The 18,741-nt window shown below is 59.2% G+C and carries 12 protein-coding genes and 6 pseudogenes; 9 read left to right on the forward strand and 9 right to left on the reverse strand.

Annotation, left to right across the window (positions count from 1 at the left end):
* Window positions 1-123 precede the first annotated feature (123 nt).
* The 3 genes from LB556_RS23445 to LB556_RS23455 all read right to left on the reverse strand — a co-directional run bounded on the left by LB556_RS23445 (window position 124) and on the right by LB556_RS23455 (window position 5,267).
* A complete protein-coding gene (locus LB556_RS23445; RefSeq protein WP_082826570.1) occupies window positions 124-3,657 on the reverse strand; it encodes an autotransporter domain-containing protein in 3,534 nt (1,177 codons plus the stop codon).
* Between the two features lie 702 nt (window positions 3,658-4,359).
* Window positions 4,360-4,992: a hypothetical protein gene (locus LB556_RS23450; RefSeq protein WP_063169290.1), complete on the reverse strand. Its 633-nt coding sequence runs from the start codon at window positions 4,990-4,992 to the stop codon at window positions 4,360-4,362.
* Entirely contained in the window at window positions 4,989-5,267 is a 279-nt protein-coding gene (locus LB556_RS23455) for a helix-turn-helix transcriptional regulator (RefSeq protein WP_063169289.1), read from the reverse strand. The genes LB556_RS23450 and LB556_RS23455 overlap by 4 nt, the downstream gene beginning before the upstream one ends.
* Window positions 5,268-6,242: 975 nt before the next feature.
* Between LB556_RS23455 and LB556_RS23460 the strand changes: the two genes are divergently transcribed.
* Together LB556_RS23460 and LB556_RS32050 are read left to right on the forward strand one after the other, a co-directional pair.
* Window positions 6,243-8,174, forward strand: a complete 1,932-nt coding sequence (locus LB556_RS23460) for a potassium transporter Kup (protein WP_063169287.1) — start codon at window positions 6,243-6,245, stop codon at window positions 8,172-8,174.
* Window positions 8,175-8,723: 549 nt separating this feature from the next.
* Window positions 8,724-8,942, forward strand: a complete 219-nt coding sequence (locus LB556_RS32050; protein WP_063169286.1) for a hypothetical protein — start codon at window positions 8,724-8,726, stop codon at window positions 8,940-8,942.
* 546 nt (window positions 8,943-9,488) lie between these two features.
* Here the strand turns inward: LB556_RS32050 and LB556_RS23470 are convergent.
* Window positions 9,489-9,837: pseudogene (locus LB556_RS23470) on the reverse strand (aldehyde dehydrogenase family protein); the annotation flags it as partial.
* A 725-nt stretch (window positions 9,838-10,562) separates the two neighbouring features.
* On the opposite strand from LB556_RS23470, the gene LB556_RS23475 reads away from it, so the two are divergent.
* Both LB556_RS23475 and LB556_RS23480 read left to right on the forward strand, forming a co-directional pair.
* Complete coding sequence (locus LB556_RS23475) at window positions 10,563-10,901, forward strand: helix-turn-helix transcriptional regulator (protein ID WP_063169282.1); 339 nt, start codon at window positions 10,563-10,565, stop codon at window positions 10,899-10,901.
* Window positions 10,891-12,207: a type II toxin-antitoxin system HipA family toxin gene (locus LB556_RS23480; protein ID WP_063169281.1), complete on the forward strand. Its 1,317-nt coding sequence runs from the start codon at window positions 10,891-10,893 to the stop codon at window positions 12,205-12,207. Before LB556_RS23475 ends, LB556_RS23480 begins: the two co-directional genes overlap by 11 nt.
* A gap of 569 nt (window positions 12,208-12,776) precedes the next feature.
* Here the strand turns inward: LB556_RS23480 and LB556_RS23485 are convergent.
* On the reverse strand, window positions 12,777-13,136 hold the full coding sequence (locus tag LB556_RS23485) for a hypothetical protein (RefSeq protein ID WP_126066776.1): 360 nt from the start codon (window positions 13,134-13,136) through the stop codon (window positions 12,777-12,779).
* A 516-nt stretch (window positions 13,137-13,652) separates the two neighbouring features.
* On the opposite strand from LB556_RS23485, the pseudogene LB556_RS23490 reads away from it, so the two are divergent.
* The 3 genes and pseudogenes from LB556_RS23490 to LB556_RS23500 all read left to right on the forward strand — a co-directional run.
* Window positions 13,653-14,264 (forward strand): annotated as a pseudogene (locus LB556_RS23490) (Mu transposase domain-containing protein); the annotation flags it as partial.
* Window positions 14,197-14,510, forward strand: a pseudogene (locus LB556_RS23495) (ATP-binding protein); the annotation flags it as partial. The pseudogenes LB556_RS23490 and LB556_RS23495, both read left to right, overlap by 68 nt.
* Window positions 14,511-14,702: 192 nt before the next feature.
* Window positions 14,703-15,332, forward strand: coding sequence for a hypothetical protein (locus LB556_RS23500; protein ID WP_063169279.1), 630 nt, complete (start codon window positions 14,703-14,705; stop codon window positions 15,330-15,332).
* Here LB556_RS23500 and LB556_RS31705 read toward each other — a convergent pair.
* The 4 genes and pseudogenes from LB556_RS31705 to LB556_RS23515 all read right to left on the reverse strand — a co-directional run bounded on the left by LB556_RS31705 (window position 15,298) and on the right by LB556_RS23515 (window position 17,271).
* Window positions 15,298-15,426 (reverse strand): hypothetical protein, encoded by a 129-nt coding sequence (locus tag LB556_RS31705; RefSeq protein WP_135907184.1) that lies wholly within the window; start codon window positions 15,424-15,426, stop codon window positions 15,298-15,300. The two genes, LB556_RS23500 and LB556_RS31705, sit on opposite strands and share 35 nt — an antisense overlap.
* A gap of 3 nt (window positions 15,427-15,429) precedes the next feature.
* Window positions 15,430-15,546: pseudogene (locus tag LB556_RS32055) on the reverse strand (hypothetical protein); the annotation flags it as partial.
* A gap of 760 nt (window positions 15,547-16,306) precedes the next feature.
* Window positions 16,307-16,678, reverse strand: a pseudogene (locus tag LB556_RS23510) (transposase); the annotation flags it as partial.
* Window positions 16,679-17,064: 386 nt separating this feature from the next.
* Entirely contained in the window at window positions 17,065-17,271 is a 207-nt protein-coding gene (locus LB556_RS23515) for a hypothetical protein (RefSeq protein ID WP_127388388.1), read from the reverse strand.
* Between LB556_RS23515 and LB556_RS32060 the strand changes: the two are divergent.
* Together LB556_RS32060 and LB556_RS23525 are read left to right on the forward strand one after the other, a co-directional pair.
* Window positions 17,270-17,440: pseudogene (locus tag LB556_RS32060) on the forward strand (transcriptional regulator domain-containing protein); the annotation flags it as partial. The gene LB556_RS23515 and the pseudogene LB556_RS32060 sit on opposite strands and share 2 nt — an antisense overlap.
* 115 nt (window positions 17,441-17,555) lie before the next feature.
* Complete coding sequence (locus LB556_RS23525) at window positions 17,556-18,071, forward strand: DUF2285 domain-containing protein (protein WP_224570032.1); 516 nt, start codon at window positions 17,556-17,558, stop codon at window positions 18,069-18,071.
* Window positions 18,072-18,741 lie beyond the last annotated feature (670 nt).

Below are 18,741 nucleotides of genomic sequence, written 5' to 3' on the forward strand. Positions count from 1 at the left end.
CCTTGTTGTAGCAGGCATCGTCCGTTCGCGCGGCGGACACAGACATCACCGTCGCTGAGCCGAGAACGACGGTAAAAGAAAATGCACTCACTGACTTCATAACCAATCTCTTTTGCGGGTGATTTAGAAACGGACGCCGAGCTTGGCGCTGAACCCGTGTGTCTGGGCATCCGAGGCGATCTGTCCCTGATAGGCGATGCCGAACGTCGCGTTCTCGGTGATGTTTACGTCAAGCCCAGCTTCGAGCAGAGCTGCGTTCTTTGCGATCGGCACGCCCTTGATGGCGAAGGAGGAACCGCCAGCAAAGGCAAGAGCGGTATCCGGCCTGACGTCGCCGAAGGCGTGGCGCCAGCCAAGACCGCCGCGCGCGGTAGCAGTCACGGTGCCGAGGGTCAGTACCGTCGACGCACGCAGACCTAGCGTGGTAAACGCCGTGTCGCTCGAGCGATCCCCGCTCGACAAGGCGGCTGCGCCGCCATTCTCGGTGAAGCCATCGGCGTCAAAATTCACATAAGCGAGATTAGCGTAGGGCTCGAAGGAAGCCGAAGCCGTATTGATACGGTAGCCGAGCTCGCCAAAGGCCTGGAACGTGCCGGCGTCGTAATCGGCCGAAAGGCTGTCGGCGAAGCCTGGAAAGACCACGGACCTGCCGGTCTCGATGCTGTGCCAGGTATAGGCAAGGCCGGAACGAAAACCGAGATTGCCGTTCTGCGTGCCGGCAAAAAGACCGAGATGGTAATTCTCGCTCGAGCCCGACGACGCGCGATCGTCCGCCTCCAAGGAGGTATGGCTGTAGCCGCTGATGAGGCCGAGCCGCCAGCTTTCGCCGACAGCCGCGTCACCGCCAGCCAGAAAGCCGCCTGTCGAGTGATCGAGACCGGCGGCATTGCCGTCGCTGTCGAGATGACCCCAGGCGCCGAAGCCACGGCCCCATACGGCGAAATTCTCACTCGTTGCCGGGGCCAGTTCCAGACCACCCAGCCCATAAGTCATCACCGGAACGCTGGAGGCACCGACGCCGTCGAACGCCGCACGGATCCGTTCGCTCGCGGCATCGCGTACAGAATGACTGTCCTCGATGAGGCCGCTATGAATGGAAGCATGAACCTCGCCTGATAGCATATCGAAAGCGTTGCGGGCTTCCGGCGCCGTCAGGAACAGGATGTTGTCCTGGATCGGATTACCGCTTCCAAGCGCCTGAGCCGCTGCGGCGACCGAGCGTTGATTGAAGGTGCTGGCTACATCGGCAAACGCCGTCGATGTGCGGCTGATATCGAGATAGACATTGTTGGCATCGTAGACGAGCTGGAAATCGACGAAGGGCGTCGCGTCTGTCGCCAGAGCCCCCGTCAGCCCGCCATAGGTGCCGCTTACGCCGCCTGCTGCGGAGAGCAGAGTATATCGGGCATCGACCGATAGCGTTCCCTGCCGCAGCAGCTCGATCTGCGCGCCGCTGTCGATCGCCGCTGCTCCGCCAACATCGATGAGATCGGACGACCTTGCGAGGTCGACCTGATAGATCGATCCGGACTGCTGCGCGAAATCGCCCGTGACAGTCAGTGTGGTGACGATCCTGCTCGGATCGGTCGCACTGCCAGGAGCGACCGTGCCGCCCTCGGAAATGGTGACCGCACCGTAGGTGCCGCCGCCTGCGACGACACCGCCGCTGTTTGCGATAGCCGTGCCCCCGATCTGCCCGTCATTCCCGAGAAAGCCGGACGTGGTCGCATCATGGGAAAGCACACCTGTATCGGCAAGCAGCAATCCCGCGCCGGAACCGACCGTCGTCATGCCGGAAAAATTGTTCTTTCCGCTCAGCGTTTGCACGCCACCGGCAACGAATAGTTTGCCGCCCATATTATTGTTATCAACGTCGAGGTCGTTGATGCTGCCGGCGAACGTGTCGTTCGAATCCGTTAGCACCAGGGTACGCTTGCCCAGTTCGACCGTTCCGCTGCCACTCAGGCTACGAATACGGGCATCGTTGTAGGCGTCGGAGATTCCCCAATAGTCGCTGCCATTTCCATGTTCGGAGATATCGAACGTGCCGTCTGCAACGACTTTCGCTGACCGTTGGATGTTGCCGAGCCCCGCAAGCGAGAGATAGGCATCCTGAGCAATATTCGTCTCGCCGGTGTAGGTGTTGACATTCGTCATCCGGACCACCGTCTTTGTATCAAGCGTCAGCGATCCGGAGCCGGAGACGACACCCGCTATGCCGAACCCGCCCTCATTCCCCATGCTCGTCGTGATCCTGCTCAGACCGGTCCCTTCGGGTGCGGATGAATCGGTAGAGAAGTTGCTGGCAGTGACGAAATGTGACGTATAAGCGGTATACTTCTTCTCCAGATCGAAAATGACCGATCTGTTTTTGAAGAAGTCAAGACCGGCAACAAAACTGGTCTGGTCATTGGGTTGTTCCGTCGTGCCGCTGGTGTAGGTGAAGTCGATATTGTCCAGCCTTACCGGATCGCCATCCGTTCCTGCGATTGTAACGCTCGGGATGTTGCCCGATGCGCTTACGATCTCGCGTTGCTCATTTCTCCGAACATTTTTAAGTTTGACGCCCGCATCCTGAAATTGCTTCAGCATCGCATCACTGATCTCCAGACTGCCACCGCCCGGTGTGCCGGTGTCGAGCAATACCGCGGTCTTGTTGGGGTCGGTGATTGGTGGGGCTCCATCCTTAACCGTGTACTGCAGATTGTAGCTGCCTTCGTATTCGGTCGAGGCATTGGCGCCAGAGCCAGGAAAATTCTGATAAGAATCCTGATCTTTTTCCTCGGGTTCTCCCCATGGCATGGCATTAGTATATTGGGCCCGGAGGCTTGGATTGAGGTTGACAATCGTGCAGGGGGAACAGCCAGGCGTTTGGTCGCTCTCGGAATCCGGATTCACATTGGCGGAGACCACGTAGCCAGACCTGGTGACACTGCCCATCATGCCCCAGACACTTGTCTTGCCAAGAAAATCGCCGGCCCCGAATGTACCTGCGAAATCGCCGCCTTCGTCTGCCATCTTGCCAGCGGTCATTTTCGCCCGCTGCTCCTTATCGGCGTGATAAGGTTCTTGGAGATCCTGACCATACATATCTTTAAGTCCATCCGTCACGGATCCCGGCGTGCACTTAAGATTGTTGTCCTTGCAATACGCATGGGTATAGACAAAATCGAGAATGCGAGCAGCCCGGTATTTCTTATCGCTTACAGACGGCCCGTCGATTGTTATCTTTTGATCTGGATCGACATATGTAAATTTATCAATTTCCACGTTCTGAAGCTTATTACCATACGTTCCGTCCCCGTACGTATATACGTAAGGCGTGTCGGCAATCGGGCGGACCCCGGTCACCTCTGACCCGATCTGCGTGTTGAGCTGGTCCGAGCCCGTGTCGAATACGTATCGCTGCGCGTTGCCATTGTTGATCTTGGCCCAGATGCCCAGGCGGTCATGGCCTTCCCCGACATACTCCAGCGGGATCGAAATCGGGTCGTCGGCCAACGCTTCTCCAGTTGGAAATGCTACCAGACCCACCCCGAGAGACACAGCCGGCAGGAATACCGTCGTCATCGCGGTGGTTGCCGCCAGAAAGTTCTTTGTCCTGAAACAAGCCTGCATACCTGGTCCTCGAAAAAGTCTCGCAAACTGATTGTTCATTGGAACGGCCTCCTGAATTGTTTAACGAGACCCTTTATGGCGGCCCTGGCTGACAACAGCCTGAAAGCTGCAAGCGGCCTGCGAGAATGGGGCGATCCTGAATGACGACAGGTGCTGTCAACAATGGATGAGTGCTCGGCCTGAAAGCTGAGCACGCTTTATGCTCAGGCTGCTGACAAGGCCAAAGCAGCGTAAGTGCGGAGTGAAATCCAAGGTCCACATGGGTCGTCGCGCTTCCCGTGCGCCTGGGAAGGCGCCGGCCCGGCCAAGCTTTCCCAGATCGTCCGGATGGCGCACAAGATACCGGTTCAGGTCGATCGAGATGGAGGCCGAGGCGTATGCCAAGGCGGTCGACTGCCTGACGAAAGATCAGAATGCGTCGCTGGCGCTCTACGATTTCCGCCGGCAGCGAGCTCAGCTCCTGCCGGGCATCCGTGTTTACTGGCGACGAGACACAAGATGTGCCCAAATTGCCACCAGACCGTCACCTGCGATGAGTTTCGGCAACTGATTTTGTCCTTTCAATCGTCGCCACTTCCTGGCCGCGGCCAACATGGGCCACTCGAAGGCAGCAGACTGGCGGCTATATGGACGGGCTGTGAGCCCGCACCGGAGACATTGGCGAAATCTACGATCTCTATAGCAACGTCAAGGAGAAGCGCGAGGTGTTGCAGATGTGGTCAAATCACATCGAATGGCTGATCAAGCAGGCTGCGGATGACGCTCTGGCGGCGTAGCTGCTGGCATGGGCGGAAGATGCGGCGCAACAATCGTCAGAGCCTCATCGAATTGGAGATCATGCTTGACCAGCAAATGCGCGGCCAATGCTTCGATGGCTGACCAGTGATCGAGTACTAGCCGGGCCGTGCGATCTTCGATCCGCCTCCAACGGGGGCGGCGCGGCATCAGGAACCGCAACTCACCATAGATTCGCTTGGCATCCGCGTAGTCGCTGCTCCCCTCATTCCCATCGGACGCATTCATCGCCATATCGCGCGGGTCCAGATAGCCTTCGAATGCGGATTCTGCAAAAGGACCTGCCAGACACGCAACTATCTCTTGGATCGCTTCATCGCGTTGGAAATGTCGATCCATATCGTTCTCGAAAATCGGCTTTAGCTCCGAGGTGAATCCTTGCGCTGAATAGAAAACCGTGCCTTCGACAAAACCACCGCACTCTCCGTCACCGGCGTCGGGGTAAATACTAACACTTGAGAAAGCAGGGAGTTCACGGTCGTCGTCGAACATCTGACGGTGCAAAACGATGGCGGCCACCGCGTGCCCGGCTTCGTGATGCGCCACAGACGGGAGAAGATATTGGGAGGCTACATTCATGCGGTGCGGCTCTCAGATCTAGTTTCCATCCAAGCCCTGATATCGGATTCAAGCCATGCGACTCGGCCGGGGGAGATGCGACGCCGCTTAGGGAACAGGCCTGCCTTCAGAGTCGCGCGGTCGCGCTCGAACTGCGTTCCACTGAAGTGCTTCAGGGTCTTTGCCGACTGGCCGGCGGCCCAGGCAAGTGCCCGCTCGCCTTCCACATCTTCAAGCCAAAGATAGAGATCGTCGTCGGGAGCATCCAGCGTTGGACGGACATCAAATGCGTTCATGTCCGGACAGCCTTCAGAAAGAAGGGATAGAGGCTTCCGTTTGATCGGGAACGCTTAGTGTTGGTAGCGGCGCCCACATGTTCGAAAAGCGTGATCATTGATGAGTTCTTCCAGTCGGTGCGGCATCGCAGTGCTTTTGCGCATAGGACCGCAATTGTCGTGCCAACTGGGAAAATCGTTTCGGAACAACGTGATCGCTCTGGCAGCGTTGTGTCAGATGTCCGACATCGTCGAGAATCCGACAACGAGTGCTCCTCCTAATCACCGGATCAACCTCCGGCGCCAGTCGGTGACACCGCATTCCTCTGTCTTTCCAGGAGACGGCGTGGACATCAATGCCGTTCCTCACCGAACCCGCCTCCTAGCCCTTCGCCCATACGTCACGGCCGCCCCCCGGTTTGGCTTCAACCTGAAGGATTACGGCGTCCTCTTCGCAGAGAAGATCGGGTTGTTCGTGGCGCGCGCAGCGGAGCCCAAGGAGCTTTTCTGGGTTGCGGATACTGGCATGTCGATATTACGACCGTGTGTCCTTCGACAAGCTTGGTGGCTTCTTCAACCAGAATCTCGCCGCGGAGATCGAATCGTTATCTGCGCCGCAAAGTGCGGCCGGTGAGCGGCGTGGCCCTGCGTTCCAGTTGGCCACGGTCCTCGCTGGGACGAGCAAGTAAATGGCTTGCGCAGCAACGGTGCGATCACACCTGGAGCACGGCGTCATCAGGAAAGCGCCATCCTTGTGCGCCCACGACACCCTGGTCGCCATCGGCCGCATCGCGGGGGGGCACTGTGGGCGATAACCATTCATTGATCTGGGCGATTGAGGGTTCTGCCGGGGCGCTATTGCTGCTCGGTAGGGCTGCGGGCTGGCGAGTCTACCAAGGCGAGCAACGACAGGCGAGACGGCAGACATTACGTGACGGAACTTGATATTGCAGTGCAGCAAGCGTAGAGCACCGCGCGCTTATCGGAGTGTCGTCCATGGCCCTTACCAATGCTGGTAACGAGGCAGAACCTGTCGAACAATCGAGCCATTCTGAGGTCGAGCAGCACAGCACCAAGGCGCTGATGTTGGGCGCACTAGGTGTCGTTTATGGCGATATAGGCACCAGCCCGATCTATGCATTTCGCGAGGCGTTGCATGCATCAGCGGGTGGCAACGTCGCCAGCCGTGGCGACATCCTCGGCGTACTCTCGCTGATCATCTGGTCCCTGACGATCACCGTGACGATCAAATACATCATGTTCGTGCTCCGCGCCGACAATCGAGGCGAGGGCGGAGTGCTGTCGCTTATGGCGCTGGCGCGCAACAGTTTCCCGACCTGCTCTGCGGTGATCCTCGGCATCGGCATCGGCATCGGCATCGTCGGCGCGGCGCTTTTTTTTGGCGACGCCGTCATTACGCCGGCAATCTCGGTACTGTCGGCGGTCGAAGGTATGAATGTCGTCACGCCGACGTTCCAGCCCTATGTGGTGCCGCTGACACTGGCCATCCTGGCGATCGTGTTTGCGGTACAGCGGTTTGGCACCGGCGGCGTAGGATTGGTGTTCGGACCCGTTACCGCGCTGTGGTTCCTGGCCATCGGCCTTTCCGGGCTCAACCACATCATGGACGACCCGGAAATCCTGCTGGCAATCAGCCCGCATTACATCGTGTCGTTCCTGGTCAACTCGCCTGACGTCGCCTTCGTTACGGTTGGTGCAGTCTTCCTCGCCGTCACCGGAGCCGAGGCGCTCTACGCCGACCTCGGCCATTTCGGCCGCAAGCCGATCGTGCTCGCCTGGCTGGCGATCGTGTTCCCTTGTCTGTTGCTCAATTATGTCGGGCAAGGCGCCTTCGTGCTGGCAAATGGCGGCGTTGTCGGTCATCCGTTCTTCGAGATGAACCAGGGCTGGACGCTTATTCCGATGGTCGTGCTTGCCACGGCGGCGACCGTGATCGCCTGCCAGGCGGTGATCTCCGGCGCCTTTTCGCTGACCAGGCAAGCGGTACAGCTCAACATGCTGCCGCGTTTCGTCATCCAGCACACGTCGGAAAAACAGTCGGGCCAGATCTATCTGCCGCGCATCAACCTGATGCTGGCGCTGGTGGTGATGCTGCTGGTGGTCGGCTTCGGCGAATCCAGCCGGCTGGCCTCGGCCTACGGTATTTCGGTGACCGGCAATATGCTGGTGACGAACATACTGCTTTTTGTTGTGATGACGCGCATCTGGAAATGGCCGCTCGGCGTCGCGATAGCCTTAATGGCGGTGTTCGTCTTCATCGATACCGGCTTCTTTGCAGCTAACATCGTCAAGGTATTCGAAGGCGGCTGGGCCTCGCTTGCCATTGCCGCAGTGATCGTGATGACCATGTGGACTTGGATAAGAGGCAGCAGGTATCTATTTGACAAGACGCGCAGGAACCAGATTCCGCTCGATTTCCTTGCGGGCAATCTGTTGAAGAAGAAACCGCAGCTGGTGTCCGGTACGGCCGTGTTCCTGACCAGCGATCCCGCCAGTGCGCCGACCGCGTTGATGCACAGCCTGAAGCACTACAAGGCGCTGCACGAACAGAACGTCATCCTCTCTGTGGTGACGGCGCAGCAGCCCGTGGTGCCCGACAGCGAGCGGATCAAGATGGAAACGATCAATGAGCTGTTCATGCGGGTGACACTGACCTTCGGCTACATGGAACAGCCTAACATCCCGCGTGCGCTGGCGATCTGCCGCAAGCAGGGTTGGAAGTTCGACATCATGACGACGTCCTTCTTCCTGTCGCGTCGCTCGCTCAAGGCGTCACCCAACTCCGGCATGCCGGTGTGGCAGGACAAGCTGTTCATCGGCTTGGCGCGCACGGCCGCCGACGCGACGGAGTATTTCCAGATCCCGACCGGACGTGTGGTCGAGATCGGAACGCAAGTGGCCGTTTAGGTATGCCCGGTTAAGCAGAATCAATTGGCATTTCGCGAGCCGGTGAATGCCTGACCGGGCGGAGGCCACGATGCTTGCGCCAAACTGGGGTCCGGTTCCAGGCCTGAAGCTTCCGGCCCCGAAAGCCGTCCTTTACGCCTGCGATCATTTCCGTTCCGCATTGTCTTGCCGACCCACCAGTCGAGATGCGCTGAAACGACCTCGCCGGGCAGCAACTTATCATTTGAACCTAATCGATGTGCCGCAAGTCCGACCTTCATTCTTCAGTTCACAGGCTAGCGTTGCCAAAATCGGCGTGCCGCCTAACCGGCGCCGCACCGTGACCTGTCAGGATGCTATGCAGGCGCGAGGCAGAAGCTGGCTCGAGGCCGCCGGCCTGGTGCTGGTCCGGCAGCGGCCGGGCTCGGCCAAAGGCTTCATGTTCCTCTGGAGGATGAGACGGGTGCGGCAAACGTCGTCGTCTGGGTCAAGATCTCTCGAGAAATTCCGGCGCGTGCTTCTTGCTTCGGCCATGCTCGGCGTCCGCGGACGCATCCGACGGAAGAGGAGGTGGTGCACCTCGTCGCCCACGAGCTGACCGATCTGTCGGCCGGGCTGGCCAGCGTGGGAAACCGCAAGACGCCGTTTCCGTTGCCGCACGGCCGAGGGACGAGGCTCATCACGGCGGATCGGGCATCGATCCGCGCGGCATGCCGAAGGGGCGCGACATCGTCGATGCAGTATGACCATATCGACCCTATCAAGTTCAAGACGCGTAACTTCCGGTAGCGCTTCCGGAGGCCACTTCAGCAGCATGTTGTGCACACTTTTGTCGGACCCTGTTAACTGCCGATTGGCAGCAGGTCACCCCGTGCCGGATCCCAAATGTCGTCGCTCTCAAGCGCAACGACTGCCCGCACCCTTTTTAAGTCAGCGAGCACCTCCACCGCCGGACGCCGCCCCGTTTCCTGAGCCGCGGCGTAACGGGTGTATTTGTGACTGTCCGGCTCAAACCACTTCAACGATTCCAAAGTAGCCATGGCATCGCCCTTGCGGCTGCGCGTGATGCGAATGATCGTGATCCCATCCTAAGCGCTCGCGTCGAATGGAGACACGCTGCCAACGCTTCATCTGCTCTACCCCATCTTTGTTCCAAGGCGGTCGGATCATCTCAATGAGCCCTGCCTCGGGGTGGCCAAAGCATGCATATTTATCGTTCGGCCCCGCATCGAATTATCATCTGCGATGTGGGACTCGATCTTGGGTTGGCGACGGCTTCGCTCCGGGAGTAGACGTCGGACCACTGATAAGTGCCGGACCTTCTCCACAATTTCTCGGCGGACTCATCGTGAACGCTCGATTGGACGTAAATGCGGTTCGCGGAAACGCAGGTCTGGCCGGCATTGCGGAACTTCGCCTGGACCGCACCGTCAACAGCACCGTCAATGTCGGCATCATCGAAGATGATGAAAGGTGCATTGCCGCCGGTTTCAAGGCTGACCTTCTTGATCTGGTCAGAGCACTGACGCATCAGCAGCCGTCCGACCTCGTTCGAACCGGTAAAGCTGATCTTTGGAATTGGTGCAGAGTTCACGGCCCACGCGATCACCTTCGGACGCATAGATCAGGTTGACCACGCCATCGGGAAAGCCGGCCTGATGGCGAGAGCAAACATTGCACCTAGCCACGCCACGATAAGATCGAGCGCGGCTTCGTTGCGTGCGGGTCTGTGGTCAGTGGAGGGCGGAGGAAAAGCGCTCGGCGTGCTCGCCCTCGCGATACCACTGGTTCGCGCCGGCAAGCGCCAGTTTCTGAGGCAAATCGCCGAACAGCTGGTAGAGCCTTACTCTCAGGGCTTGGCATCTATGTCGCCTACGACCGCCACATGCAGCCCGTCGCGTGCGAAAGCGGCTTTGTGGAAGGCGCTTAGATCGGAGGGCGTTACGCTAGTCAGCCTCCCTTGGGCGGTCTCGAATACGGATGCGTGCGTAGATTCCGCGCCGCCAGGCCAGCTCGGCGATCGCATGAGGTTCGCGCTCATTGGCAATGATTTCGGAGAGAAGCTGGGCGCGTATGCGGTCGAAAAGTGCTGGTGTAGCCGGATGCGGGTCCCGCCGCCGAGAATGTCGGCCAGCAGTCGAGCGCCGCGGCCCCGCACCAGGGACCGCCCATGAATGACTCATGCGAGGCGTCTCAAGGCTGTCCGCGATCCAGCGCCAGATCTCCGCCTCGCCCGAGACGCGCAGAGCTGGCCGGTTGTGCAGGAGCCGTCGGCAATATCCGCCTTCCTCGTTCGGATGGGTAACGCTTGCGATACGGAGTCTTGACTTTGGCAGTCGCTCTGTGACATTACCTATATAAAGTTCGAAAGAAGGCGATATGGATCATGCATAGGTCACAGAGACCCGAATGAAGGCAACGTATAAACGCACCTATTCGCGCTACGCGATGGAAGCGCTTGGCCTTTTCGGTAAGACCATCCGGCTTGGCCGGATGCAGCACCGGTTAACCGCACAGGAGTTAGCCGAGAGAATCGGTGTTTCACGCAGCACCCTGCAGCGCATCGAGAAGGGCGATCCCAAAGTCGAAATCGGACTGATGTTCGAAGCTGCTGCCATTGTCGGTGTGAAGCTGTTCGATGCCGACGGCAATGGCATCACAGCCCTCACAGGCCGCATGGACGATCGCATCGCGCTGCTGCCGAAGCACGTCTACAAGGCCGGCAAGCAGATCGTCGATGAGTTCTAAGGTCCCCAAGTACGACGAAGCCTATGTCTGGGTCTGGCTGCCGGGCGAGACCGCGCCGGTTGTCGCCGGGCGGCTATATGCCCATGACGGACTCGTCAGCTTCAACTATGGCAGGAGCTTTCGTGAACTGGGAAGCGCGATCCCGCTTTATCTCCCGGAACTGCCCCTGAAGGCAGGCGAATTGCCTTTGCTTCCTGGCCTAACCATGCCGGGATGCATCCGCGATGCTGCCCCTGATGCCTGGGGACGACGGGTTATCCTAAACCGCAAATTCGGTGTGAAGGGCGATGAAATCGCGCGGCTCGATATTTCAGAACTGACGTTCTTGCTGGAATCAGGCTCGGACCGCATCGGCGCGCTCGATTTTCAGTTTTCGCCAATGCATTACGAGCCGCGCGCACTGGCCAATGCCACTCTCGAAGAGCTTGTCCAATCGGCGGAGCGGGTAGAGAAAGGTATTCCGCTCACCCCCGAATTAGATCAGGCGCTGCATCACGGCAGCTCGATCGGCGGCGCAAGGCCAAAGGCGCTGATCGAGGGTGACGCCGTCAAGCATGTCGCGAAATTTTCCTCGTCTGCCGACCTTTACAGCGTCGTCAAAGGAGAATTCATAGCCATGCGGCTTGCCGCCTTGTGCGGCATCAGAGCGGCATCCGTCTCGCTCGTTCGCGCCGCAGGCAACGACGTGTTGCTCGTCGAGCGATTCGACCGGATCAAGGTCACGGGCGGCTGGCAACGCAAATCCATGGTCTCAGCGCTGACGATGCTCGCGCTCGATGAGATGATGGCGCGTTACGCCAGCTACCAGGATTTGGCGGAGATCATTCGCCACCGATTCACCGCGCCGTCGGAAACTCTGCGCGAGTTGTTCAGCCGCATTGTCTTCAACATACTTTGCGGCAACACCGACGATCATGCCCGCAACCATGCGGCATTCTGGGACGGCGCTAAGCTCACCCTCACGCCTGCGTACGATATTTGTCCGCAGGCCCGCAGTGGCCAGGAGGCCAGCCAGGCCATGCTCATCAGCGGCAATAACCGCATGAGCCGGATAGCGTCCTGCCTTGAAGCGGCGCATCACTTCCTGCTCAGCGCGCCGGAAGCTCTTGCGATTGTTGAAGGCCAGCTCCGATGCATTGCGGAGAATTGGCCGCGTGTCAGCGAGGAAGCTACGCTATCCGGCACAGATCGCAATCTGTTCTGGGGCCGACAGTTCCTCAATCCCTACGCTTTTACGGCGCTGGAAGGAAGCGCCGACGTTCTCCGCGCTCTGGCTGACGAACTACGCAACAGTGTTCACGCCTGATCCGGCGCTGGATTTCGGACAAGCTCGGCAAGCGCAAGACGCCCACAATATCGACAACCCTTGCCGTGCCAGGACGAAGATTGAACAAACGGCTCTTCAACAGTGACAACGTGCACTGCGGAGAGATGTGGAGCTGACACCGCAAAAGCCCAAGACGCGCGACTTCCCGCGATACAACTCCACATAACTGAGCGTCTACAAGCGGTGCAGCCAGCCAAACATCCAGCCATCAAAGCGATGATCGTCTGATCTTTTGCCGATGACATCACGTCGGGGAAGCCTTGTTCGAGCGCTTGCCGCTTCATATCGATACCGGCCTGGGCGTAGCGCATCGTTAGTTCAGCCCGAGTGGCCTGGCCATCGACTGATGGTGGCGATGTCAACACCCGCCTTGACGAGGTGGATGGCCGTCGTGTCCCGCAAAGGGCGATGATGGATGCTTTTTTCCGCCATGGTGGTTCCTTCGCCCGCAGCCATGTGTGCGCAGCAAGTATGGAACACCGAACCGGGTGAGCAGTGTGGGGCGGTCGTTGCTTTGCTCGGCGGGACAGGGCGATACCAGACGAAGGTCACAATCGAAGATTCAGGATCCCTGAACTCGTGCATCCGTATTGAACATCAGCGAAAACAGAGCGTAATCCCGCTGTCCAGAAGGCGTGCGGCGGACGATACGCGCCAGGACGCTCTTGATTTCCGGGCTCATCGAGATATTCGACAGGTGCCACCCACGCGCCCTCTTGAAGGGAAGTGTCACCACCAGTTGCAGCGTATCCTAATATTCGGGGTGCTCCGAAATCAGGAACCGCGCAAAGGCATGCATCGCCGCCAGCCTTGCATTGCGGGTCGCAACTGCCACGCTCGACCTCAAGTGATGTGAGAAAGCTGCCCATCCTGTCGGTATTGATGTCGGAGACCGCTTCTTCTTTCAAGAATATCTTCCCGCTCTCCCGCGGCATGAGCCCGTGGCATGCTTCGGCCCAATGCTGTGGATTGATGTTTCTTCATGCCACAACCTCGCTGACGAGACCGCCGAAAGCCCCTTCAAAGCGGTCGGTGGCGATCTCTCGCAGCTTTGGAAGGTAGTGCATTGATTTTTCGTGGAATGGGGACCCTGTTTAAAGGGTGATTTTCGTCCAAACGGGACCCCTTAACGATGGGGTCATCAAGATGCCTCCGGCTTGATCGGAGGCATTTGTGTTTTGGATGTTGGTTTTAGAGACGATTGCAAAGATACGTCGGCTGTCGCTGGTCCAGGGGAAGTCGATCAAAGCGATCTGCCGTGAGCTGAAGATCTCGCGCAAGGTGGTGCGCAAGGTCCTGCGTTCTGAGGAGACGCAGTTCCGCTACGAGCGCAAGCACCAGCCCTATCCCCGCATGGGAGCTCGGCGTGAGACGCGGGACCGGCTGCTGTCGGCGAATGCGGCCAAGCCGCAGCGGGAGCGGCTGCCGGTCGCTTCGACGGCTTCCATTGCATTCCCCCGTCGGTGTCGAAGACCTGCACGGTGCGCTTCGACAACAACAAATACTCGGTGCTGTCGAGTGCCGTCGGTCGGCCCATCGAGATCCATGCTTATGTCGATCGGATCGCATCCGCCAGAGGATGGCGTGGTCGTGGGAGAACACGTTCGCTCCTTTGGCCGCAACGAGGTCGCCTACGATCCCTGGCACACGGCGCGCGCCGTTCCTTGGCTGGGTCGTGCGGTCGGCAATGGAGAAGGTGCGGCGCAGCTCAAGGCGGTTGATGACGTCGACCGGCAGATGGTGTTGATCCTCACCTGGGTGCTGACCGACGGATTGAGCGCGGTCGAGGCCGCCTGTCAGGAAGCCATCGAGCACGGTGCATCGTCGGCGCCGGTGATCCTCAACATCCTGGCCCGCAGCCGCGATCCGGCGCCGGGCACGATCCTTTCCATTCCCCAAGCGCTGAAGCTAGCTCACGAGCGGTCGCCGACTGCACCCGCTATGACAGTCTCAGGAGGACAAACAGCCATGGAACGCACCGAGGTACTGGAACTGATGGGAGCGCTGAAGCTCTACGGAATGCGCAGAGCCTATGACGAGATCATGGGCGCGTCGCCATCAAGCGACGGCACGAGCCGCCCAGGATTGTCGGTGATCTCTTGCAGGCCGAGATATCGGAGAAGCAGGCCCGCTCCATCAAATACCAGTTCGCTGTCGCCAAGTTGCCGCTGGCCAAGGACATCGACGACTTCGACTTCGCCGACACGCCGGTCACCCCCTGATGCGCGATCTCGCCCGGCCGCGCCTTCGTCGCCGATCAGCGCAACATCGTCCTGGTCGGCCGCCTTCACGGGTCACCCAACTCGCGCGGAAGGTCGACCGCATTGCGACGGGCGCGTGTCGACTTCCCAACAATGTCAGACAGGAGACGCAACGCTATCGGAGCGATCGCATTGCCCGAAACGATTTTCCCAGTTGGCACGACAATTGCGGTCCTATGCGCAAAAGCAAACTAGACCTGAGAGCCGCACCGCATGAATGTAGCCTCCCAATATCTGCCGCTTGTGGCGCATCACGAAGCCGGGCACGCGGTGGCCGCCATCGTTTTGCACCGTCAGACGTTCGACGACGACCGTGAACTCCCTGCTTTCTCAAGTGTTAGTATTTACCCCGACGTCGGTGACGGAGAGTGCGGTGGTGTTGTCGAAGGCGCGGGTTTTTATTCAGCGCAAGGATTCACCTCGAAGCGAAAGCCGATTTTCGAGGACGATATGGATCGATGTTTGGAACGCGATGATGCGATCCGGGAGATAGTTGCGTGTCTGGCAGGTCCTTTTGCAGAATCCGCATTCGAAGGCTATCTGGACCCGCGCGATATGGCGATGAATGCGTCCGATGGGAATGAGGGGAGCAGCGACTACGCGGATGCCAAGCGAATCTATGGTGAGTTGCGGTTCCTGATGCCGCGCCGCCCCGATTGGGGGCGGATCGAAGATTGCACGGCCCGGCTAGTACTCGATCACTGGTCGGCCATCGAAGCATTGGCCGCGCATTTGCTGGTCAAGCATGCTCTCCAATTCGATGAGGCTCTGACGATTGTTGCGCCGCATCTTCCGCCCATGCCAGCAGCTACGCCGCCAGAGCGTCATCCGCAGCCTGCTTGATCAGCCATTCGATGTGATTTGACCACATCTGCAACACCTCGCGCTTCTCCTTGACGTTGCTATAGAGATTGTAGATTTCGCCAATGTCTGTCAAGGACGCCGCCTTGTGATTCAGTATGTGCTCGATGACGTGTGGCAATACCTGCCGCCTGCCGAGATTTGTCGCGAGCGTCCTGCGCAGATCGTGAAGGGTCCAGTTCTCCAAAGCCACCCCGTCAGTATTGACCTTGCCGTCTAGAGCCTTCTTGCCCTTCGCGTAGCCTGAGAAGTGGCTTCTTTCGTTGCCCCTCGCAGGGAAAAAAACGTGTCATTGGTCTTCGGTACCGTCTGGGGGACCGACACCGCCAGTGTGGACAGCGGAATAAGCGTAGGCTCTTCGTTCTTCGTGCGGTCACCCGATAGTTCCATGTTCCGGCTTCAAGGTTGAGGACCAACGCATCGCGGCAACTTCCGTACGCCTCTGTCCGGTCAGAATGAGCAGCTTGACGATGGAGCCGAACGAATAGCCGATATCGCCCGGTTCGGGCTCACAGCCCGTTCATATAGCCGCCAGTTCGGCATCGTTCACCACTCGCTTGCGCTTGACGATCGGGGCCGGATCCGGATTTTCCAATCCCTCGCGGGGAAACCGCGGATGAGCCGTTGCGGCGGTTTGCGACACCAGTTGAAAAATGCCCGCATACACCAGAAGGCCGTGTTAGCCGCTTGCGGGTGACCCCCGGCGACGATCTTCTTGGTGATGTTAGCAATGTCGGTGTCGATCACATGGTGGATAGAGCGACTCCCGAGGGCAGGCACAAGATACCGGTTCAGGCTGGCCTCGACCAGTGCGGTGTTTTGAGGGTCGTTACTCGGCGGCCTGGAGGTGACCGCCATCGCCGTCCTCGGTATCGTCAGCGCTGATATGCGCCTGATCGGCAAGGAAGGCTGGCAGTTCCGATGGAGCTATGCTGGAATTTGGGTGACGAGGCTGATCAAGCGGCGCTCTGCGGCTTCGTTTCGATGACCTGGATTCCGTCCAGGAACCTGGCACCTGCGATGAGTTTCGGCAACTGATTTTGTCCTTTCAATCGTCGCCACTTCCTGGCCGCGGCCAACAGCTTGAAGACCATCAGCTGGGCGGTTTTCGAGGATAGCGAGCCCTTGGTACGCACCGTGCGATAGCGAACGGTTGCAAAGACGCTTTCGATGGGATTGGACGTTCGCAGATGATCCCAGTGTTGGGCGGGGAAATCGTAGAGCGCCAGCGACGCAATATGATCTTTCGTCAGGCAGTCGACCGCCTTGGCATACGCCTCGGCCTCCATCTCGATCGCATGCGCAAGCAATTTGCGCGCGCCGCTGCGAAGTACATCCGTCAGGGTATCATCGATTTCGTCGGGCTGACGAAGGCGAACAATGTGTTGATAGTCTCGTTCATGGCGTATCACTCTCCTTGAGAGGTACTGGCAGGCTTCATCACCCGCCTCGATACGCCGCTCTCCTCAAGCCGCCATCATCCAGTTTCCGCCATGGCTCCCCCTGATTGATCCGCTTCACCTGTGCAACTGCACAGGCTGCCCTAGCGGGGAGATTGGCCTCCAATGGCGAAAGCTTGCCGCAGGAGACCCTCCGATGACCGTGCCTATGGCGCCGCCGCTACGACAACTTGCCGACAAGCAGCGTGCGATCCACTGCCGCGCTACTGCGCCTTCAAGGGACGTCTGGATCGCGACGCAGGAGCCGATGACCGTTACGGGATCAATTCCAGGTCGCGCTGGCCGTCGCTGTGCCAGTTCGACGGTCTGGTGGCAATTTGGGCACATCTTCTGTCGCCGACAGTGGCGATGGCTGACGCTTCAACGAAACGGGGTCTTCGACGTCTGCTGCCTTCGCCGATGCTTTGCGAAGTGGCATAATGTTTCGACGCACGCAGGCGCGGGCAGGGGATGTCAGTCATGAATCTCCTGACTGGCGCGGATCAGGCCGATTGGCGGGATGAAAGATCATACGACTACACCGCTGGCCTGACGCTGCGGGAGTGGGCTTGGGAGTTCTTACGCCGCAATCCAGCGTTCCAGCGCGATCTGACCGCTGCGCGCCAGCATTGCAAGACTTGGTCTCTCCAATCCTTTCTCGATATGGTCGCGTCGGCCGGCGACCTGTCACGCTGGGGTGTTCTGTTTCGCGGAGTCTTGTGGCCGCGCTTCGGTCGTATTCTGGTGTCCGCTCTGGTGCGTCCATGTGCTGCCGGTCATTGCGGAACGGTTGCCTGCCTCGTCGCCGACACCGCCGTTCGAACTCTCGGCATTGCCCTGTCGTGCAATCGTCCTGCTGGCGCCCGACAAGAGCCAGCATGTTCTTCTTCGCAATGCGGACCACGCGCTGCAGCTCGCCGTCTCGGGCGCGAATATCCTCCACCCTGTTTGCCTGCATACGCAAGCCATCTGGCCCGCGGTGCTTTTAAAGCATCGACTGAGGGGACTGGAGTGCCTCAATGCTCTCAGTCTAGGGCAACAGTTGCCCCCCCGCTTGTTTGCGCCGGAAAAGCGCGGCGTTCGTTTGTCCTTCGTTCTTCGTGCGCTCGACGGTTCGCTCGCCGGAGCACCTCATCGCGAGCTCGCCGAAGTTCTCATCGGTCAACGGCGCGTCCATGCCGACTGGGCGGATCCTCGCGATCATCTGCGCGACCGCATCCGTCGGGCCGTCTCGCGTGGCCGCGCGCTCATGAATGGTGGCTACAGAGATTTCCTAATTTGAAAAGCGACAGTCCGCGCTGTGCGTCGGTGGATGAACGTTCGCTCGCAGCTGTACCCGTCACCAACAGTTCGCCCGCCGACAGGACTGCATGGCGCCTTGCAAGTGCGCTCTGGTCTAGCTTGTCGATGCCGAAATGAGATGGGCGAGGGTGCCAAGGCGGTGGTTCATTAGGGCCGGCCTCGACCTGGACGCACATCATTGGTCGGAAAGCGGCGTGCACCGCAATGTCGCCATAGCAGCCAAGATCCTTTGAGGCCGGACCTGCAGTCCTGTTGGACCGGCGGGTGCAACAATATGGAGGGATCTGAGGCCTCACACCGTTCCCTGGTCGACAGCTCGGTCAACATAGCACCCACCGCTTGATTATGGAAATGGTGTGCCTGGAGTGCAGCGAGTAGCGGCTTGCTGCGCACTGTCCTAAGAATAGCAGTCATGACCCGTCTGGGGTTCTGCAACACGACGATTCAACCGCTTGGGCATTGTCGCATATCCCACAATGTAGAATGCGCAACAGGGCAAAAGCTGATCCATCGGCGGTTTATCAATGCTTTTTGGCTTGGCACGGCACATGCAACGCAATCGGCAAAAGGCGCACGAACTGAGTGGCCCATCGGCCCTAGGAGCGCTGACTTATGCCCTCCCAAGGCATGTCCGGCCCGACAGCGAGCTC

This window comes from Mesorhizobium sp. ES1-4 (assembly GCF_020164745.1).
GTDB lineage: Bacteria > Pseudomonadota > Alphaproteobacteria > Rhizobiales > Rhizobiaceae > Mesorhizobium.

What these genes read in the sequence shown, in the direction of transcription:
- LB556_RS23460 (WP_063169287.1), top strand. Translation starts at nt 6,243, where the DNA reads ATGGCCCTTACCAATGCTGGTAACGAGGCAGAACCTGTCGAACAATCG.
- LB556_RS23450 (WP_063169290.1), bottom strand. Translation starts at nt 4,992, where the DNA reads ATGAATGTAGCCTCCCAATATCTTCTCCCGTCTGTGGCGCATCACGAA.
- LB556_RS23500 (WP_063169279.1), top strand. Translation starts at nt 14,703, where the DNA reads ATGAATGTAGCCTCCCAATATCTGCCGCTTGTGGCGCATCACGAAGCC.
- LB556_RS23455 (WP_063169289.1), bottom strand. Translation starts at nt 5,267, where the DNA reads ATGAACGCATTTGATGTCCGTCCAACGCTGGATGCTCCCGACGACGAT.
- LB556_RS23515 (WP_127388388.1), bottom strand. Translation starts at nt 17,271, where the DNA reads ATGACTGACATCCCCTGCCCGCGCCTGCGTGCGTCGAAACATTATGCC.
- LB556_RS23480 (WP_063169281.1), top strand. Translation starts at nt 10,891, where the DNA reads ATGAGTTCTAAGGTCCCCAAGTACGACGAAGCCTATGTCTGGGTCTGG.
- LB556_RS23475 (WP_063169282.1), top strand. Translation starts at nt 10,563, where the DNA reads ATGAAGGCAACGTATAAACGCACCTATTCGCGCTACGCGATGGAAGCG.
- LB556_RS23445 (WP_082826570.1), bottom strand. Translation starts at nt 3,657, where the DNA reads ATGAACAATCAGTTTGCGAGACTTTTTCGAGGACCAGGTATGCAGGCT.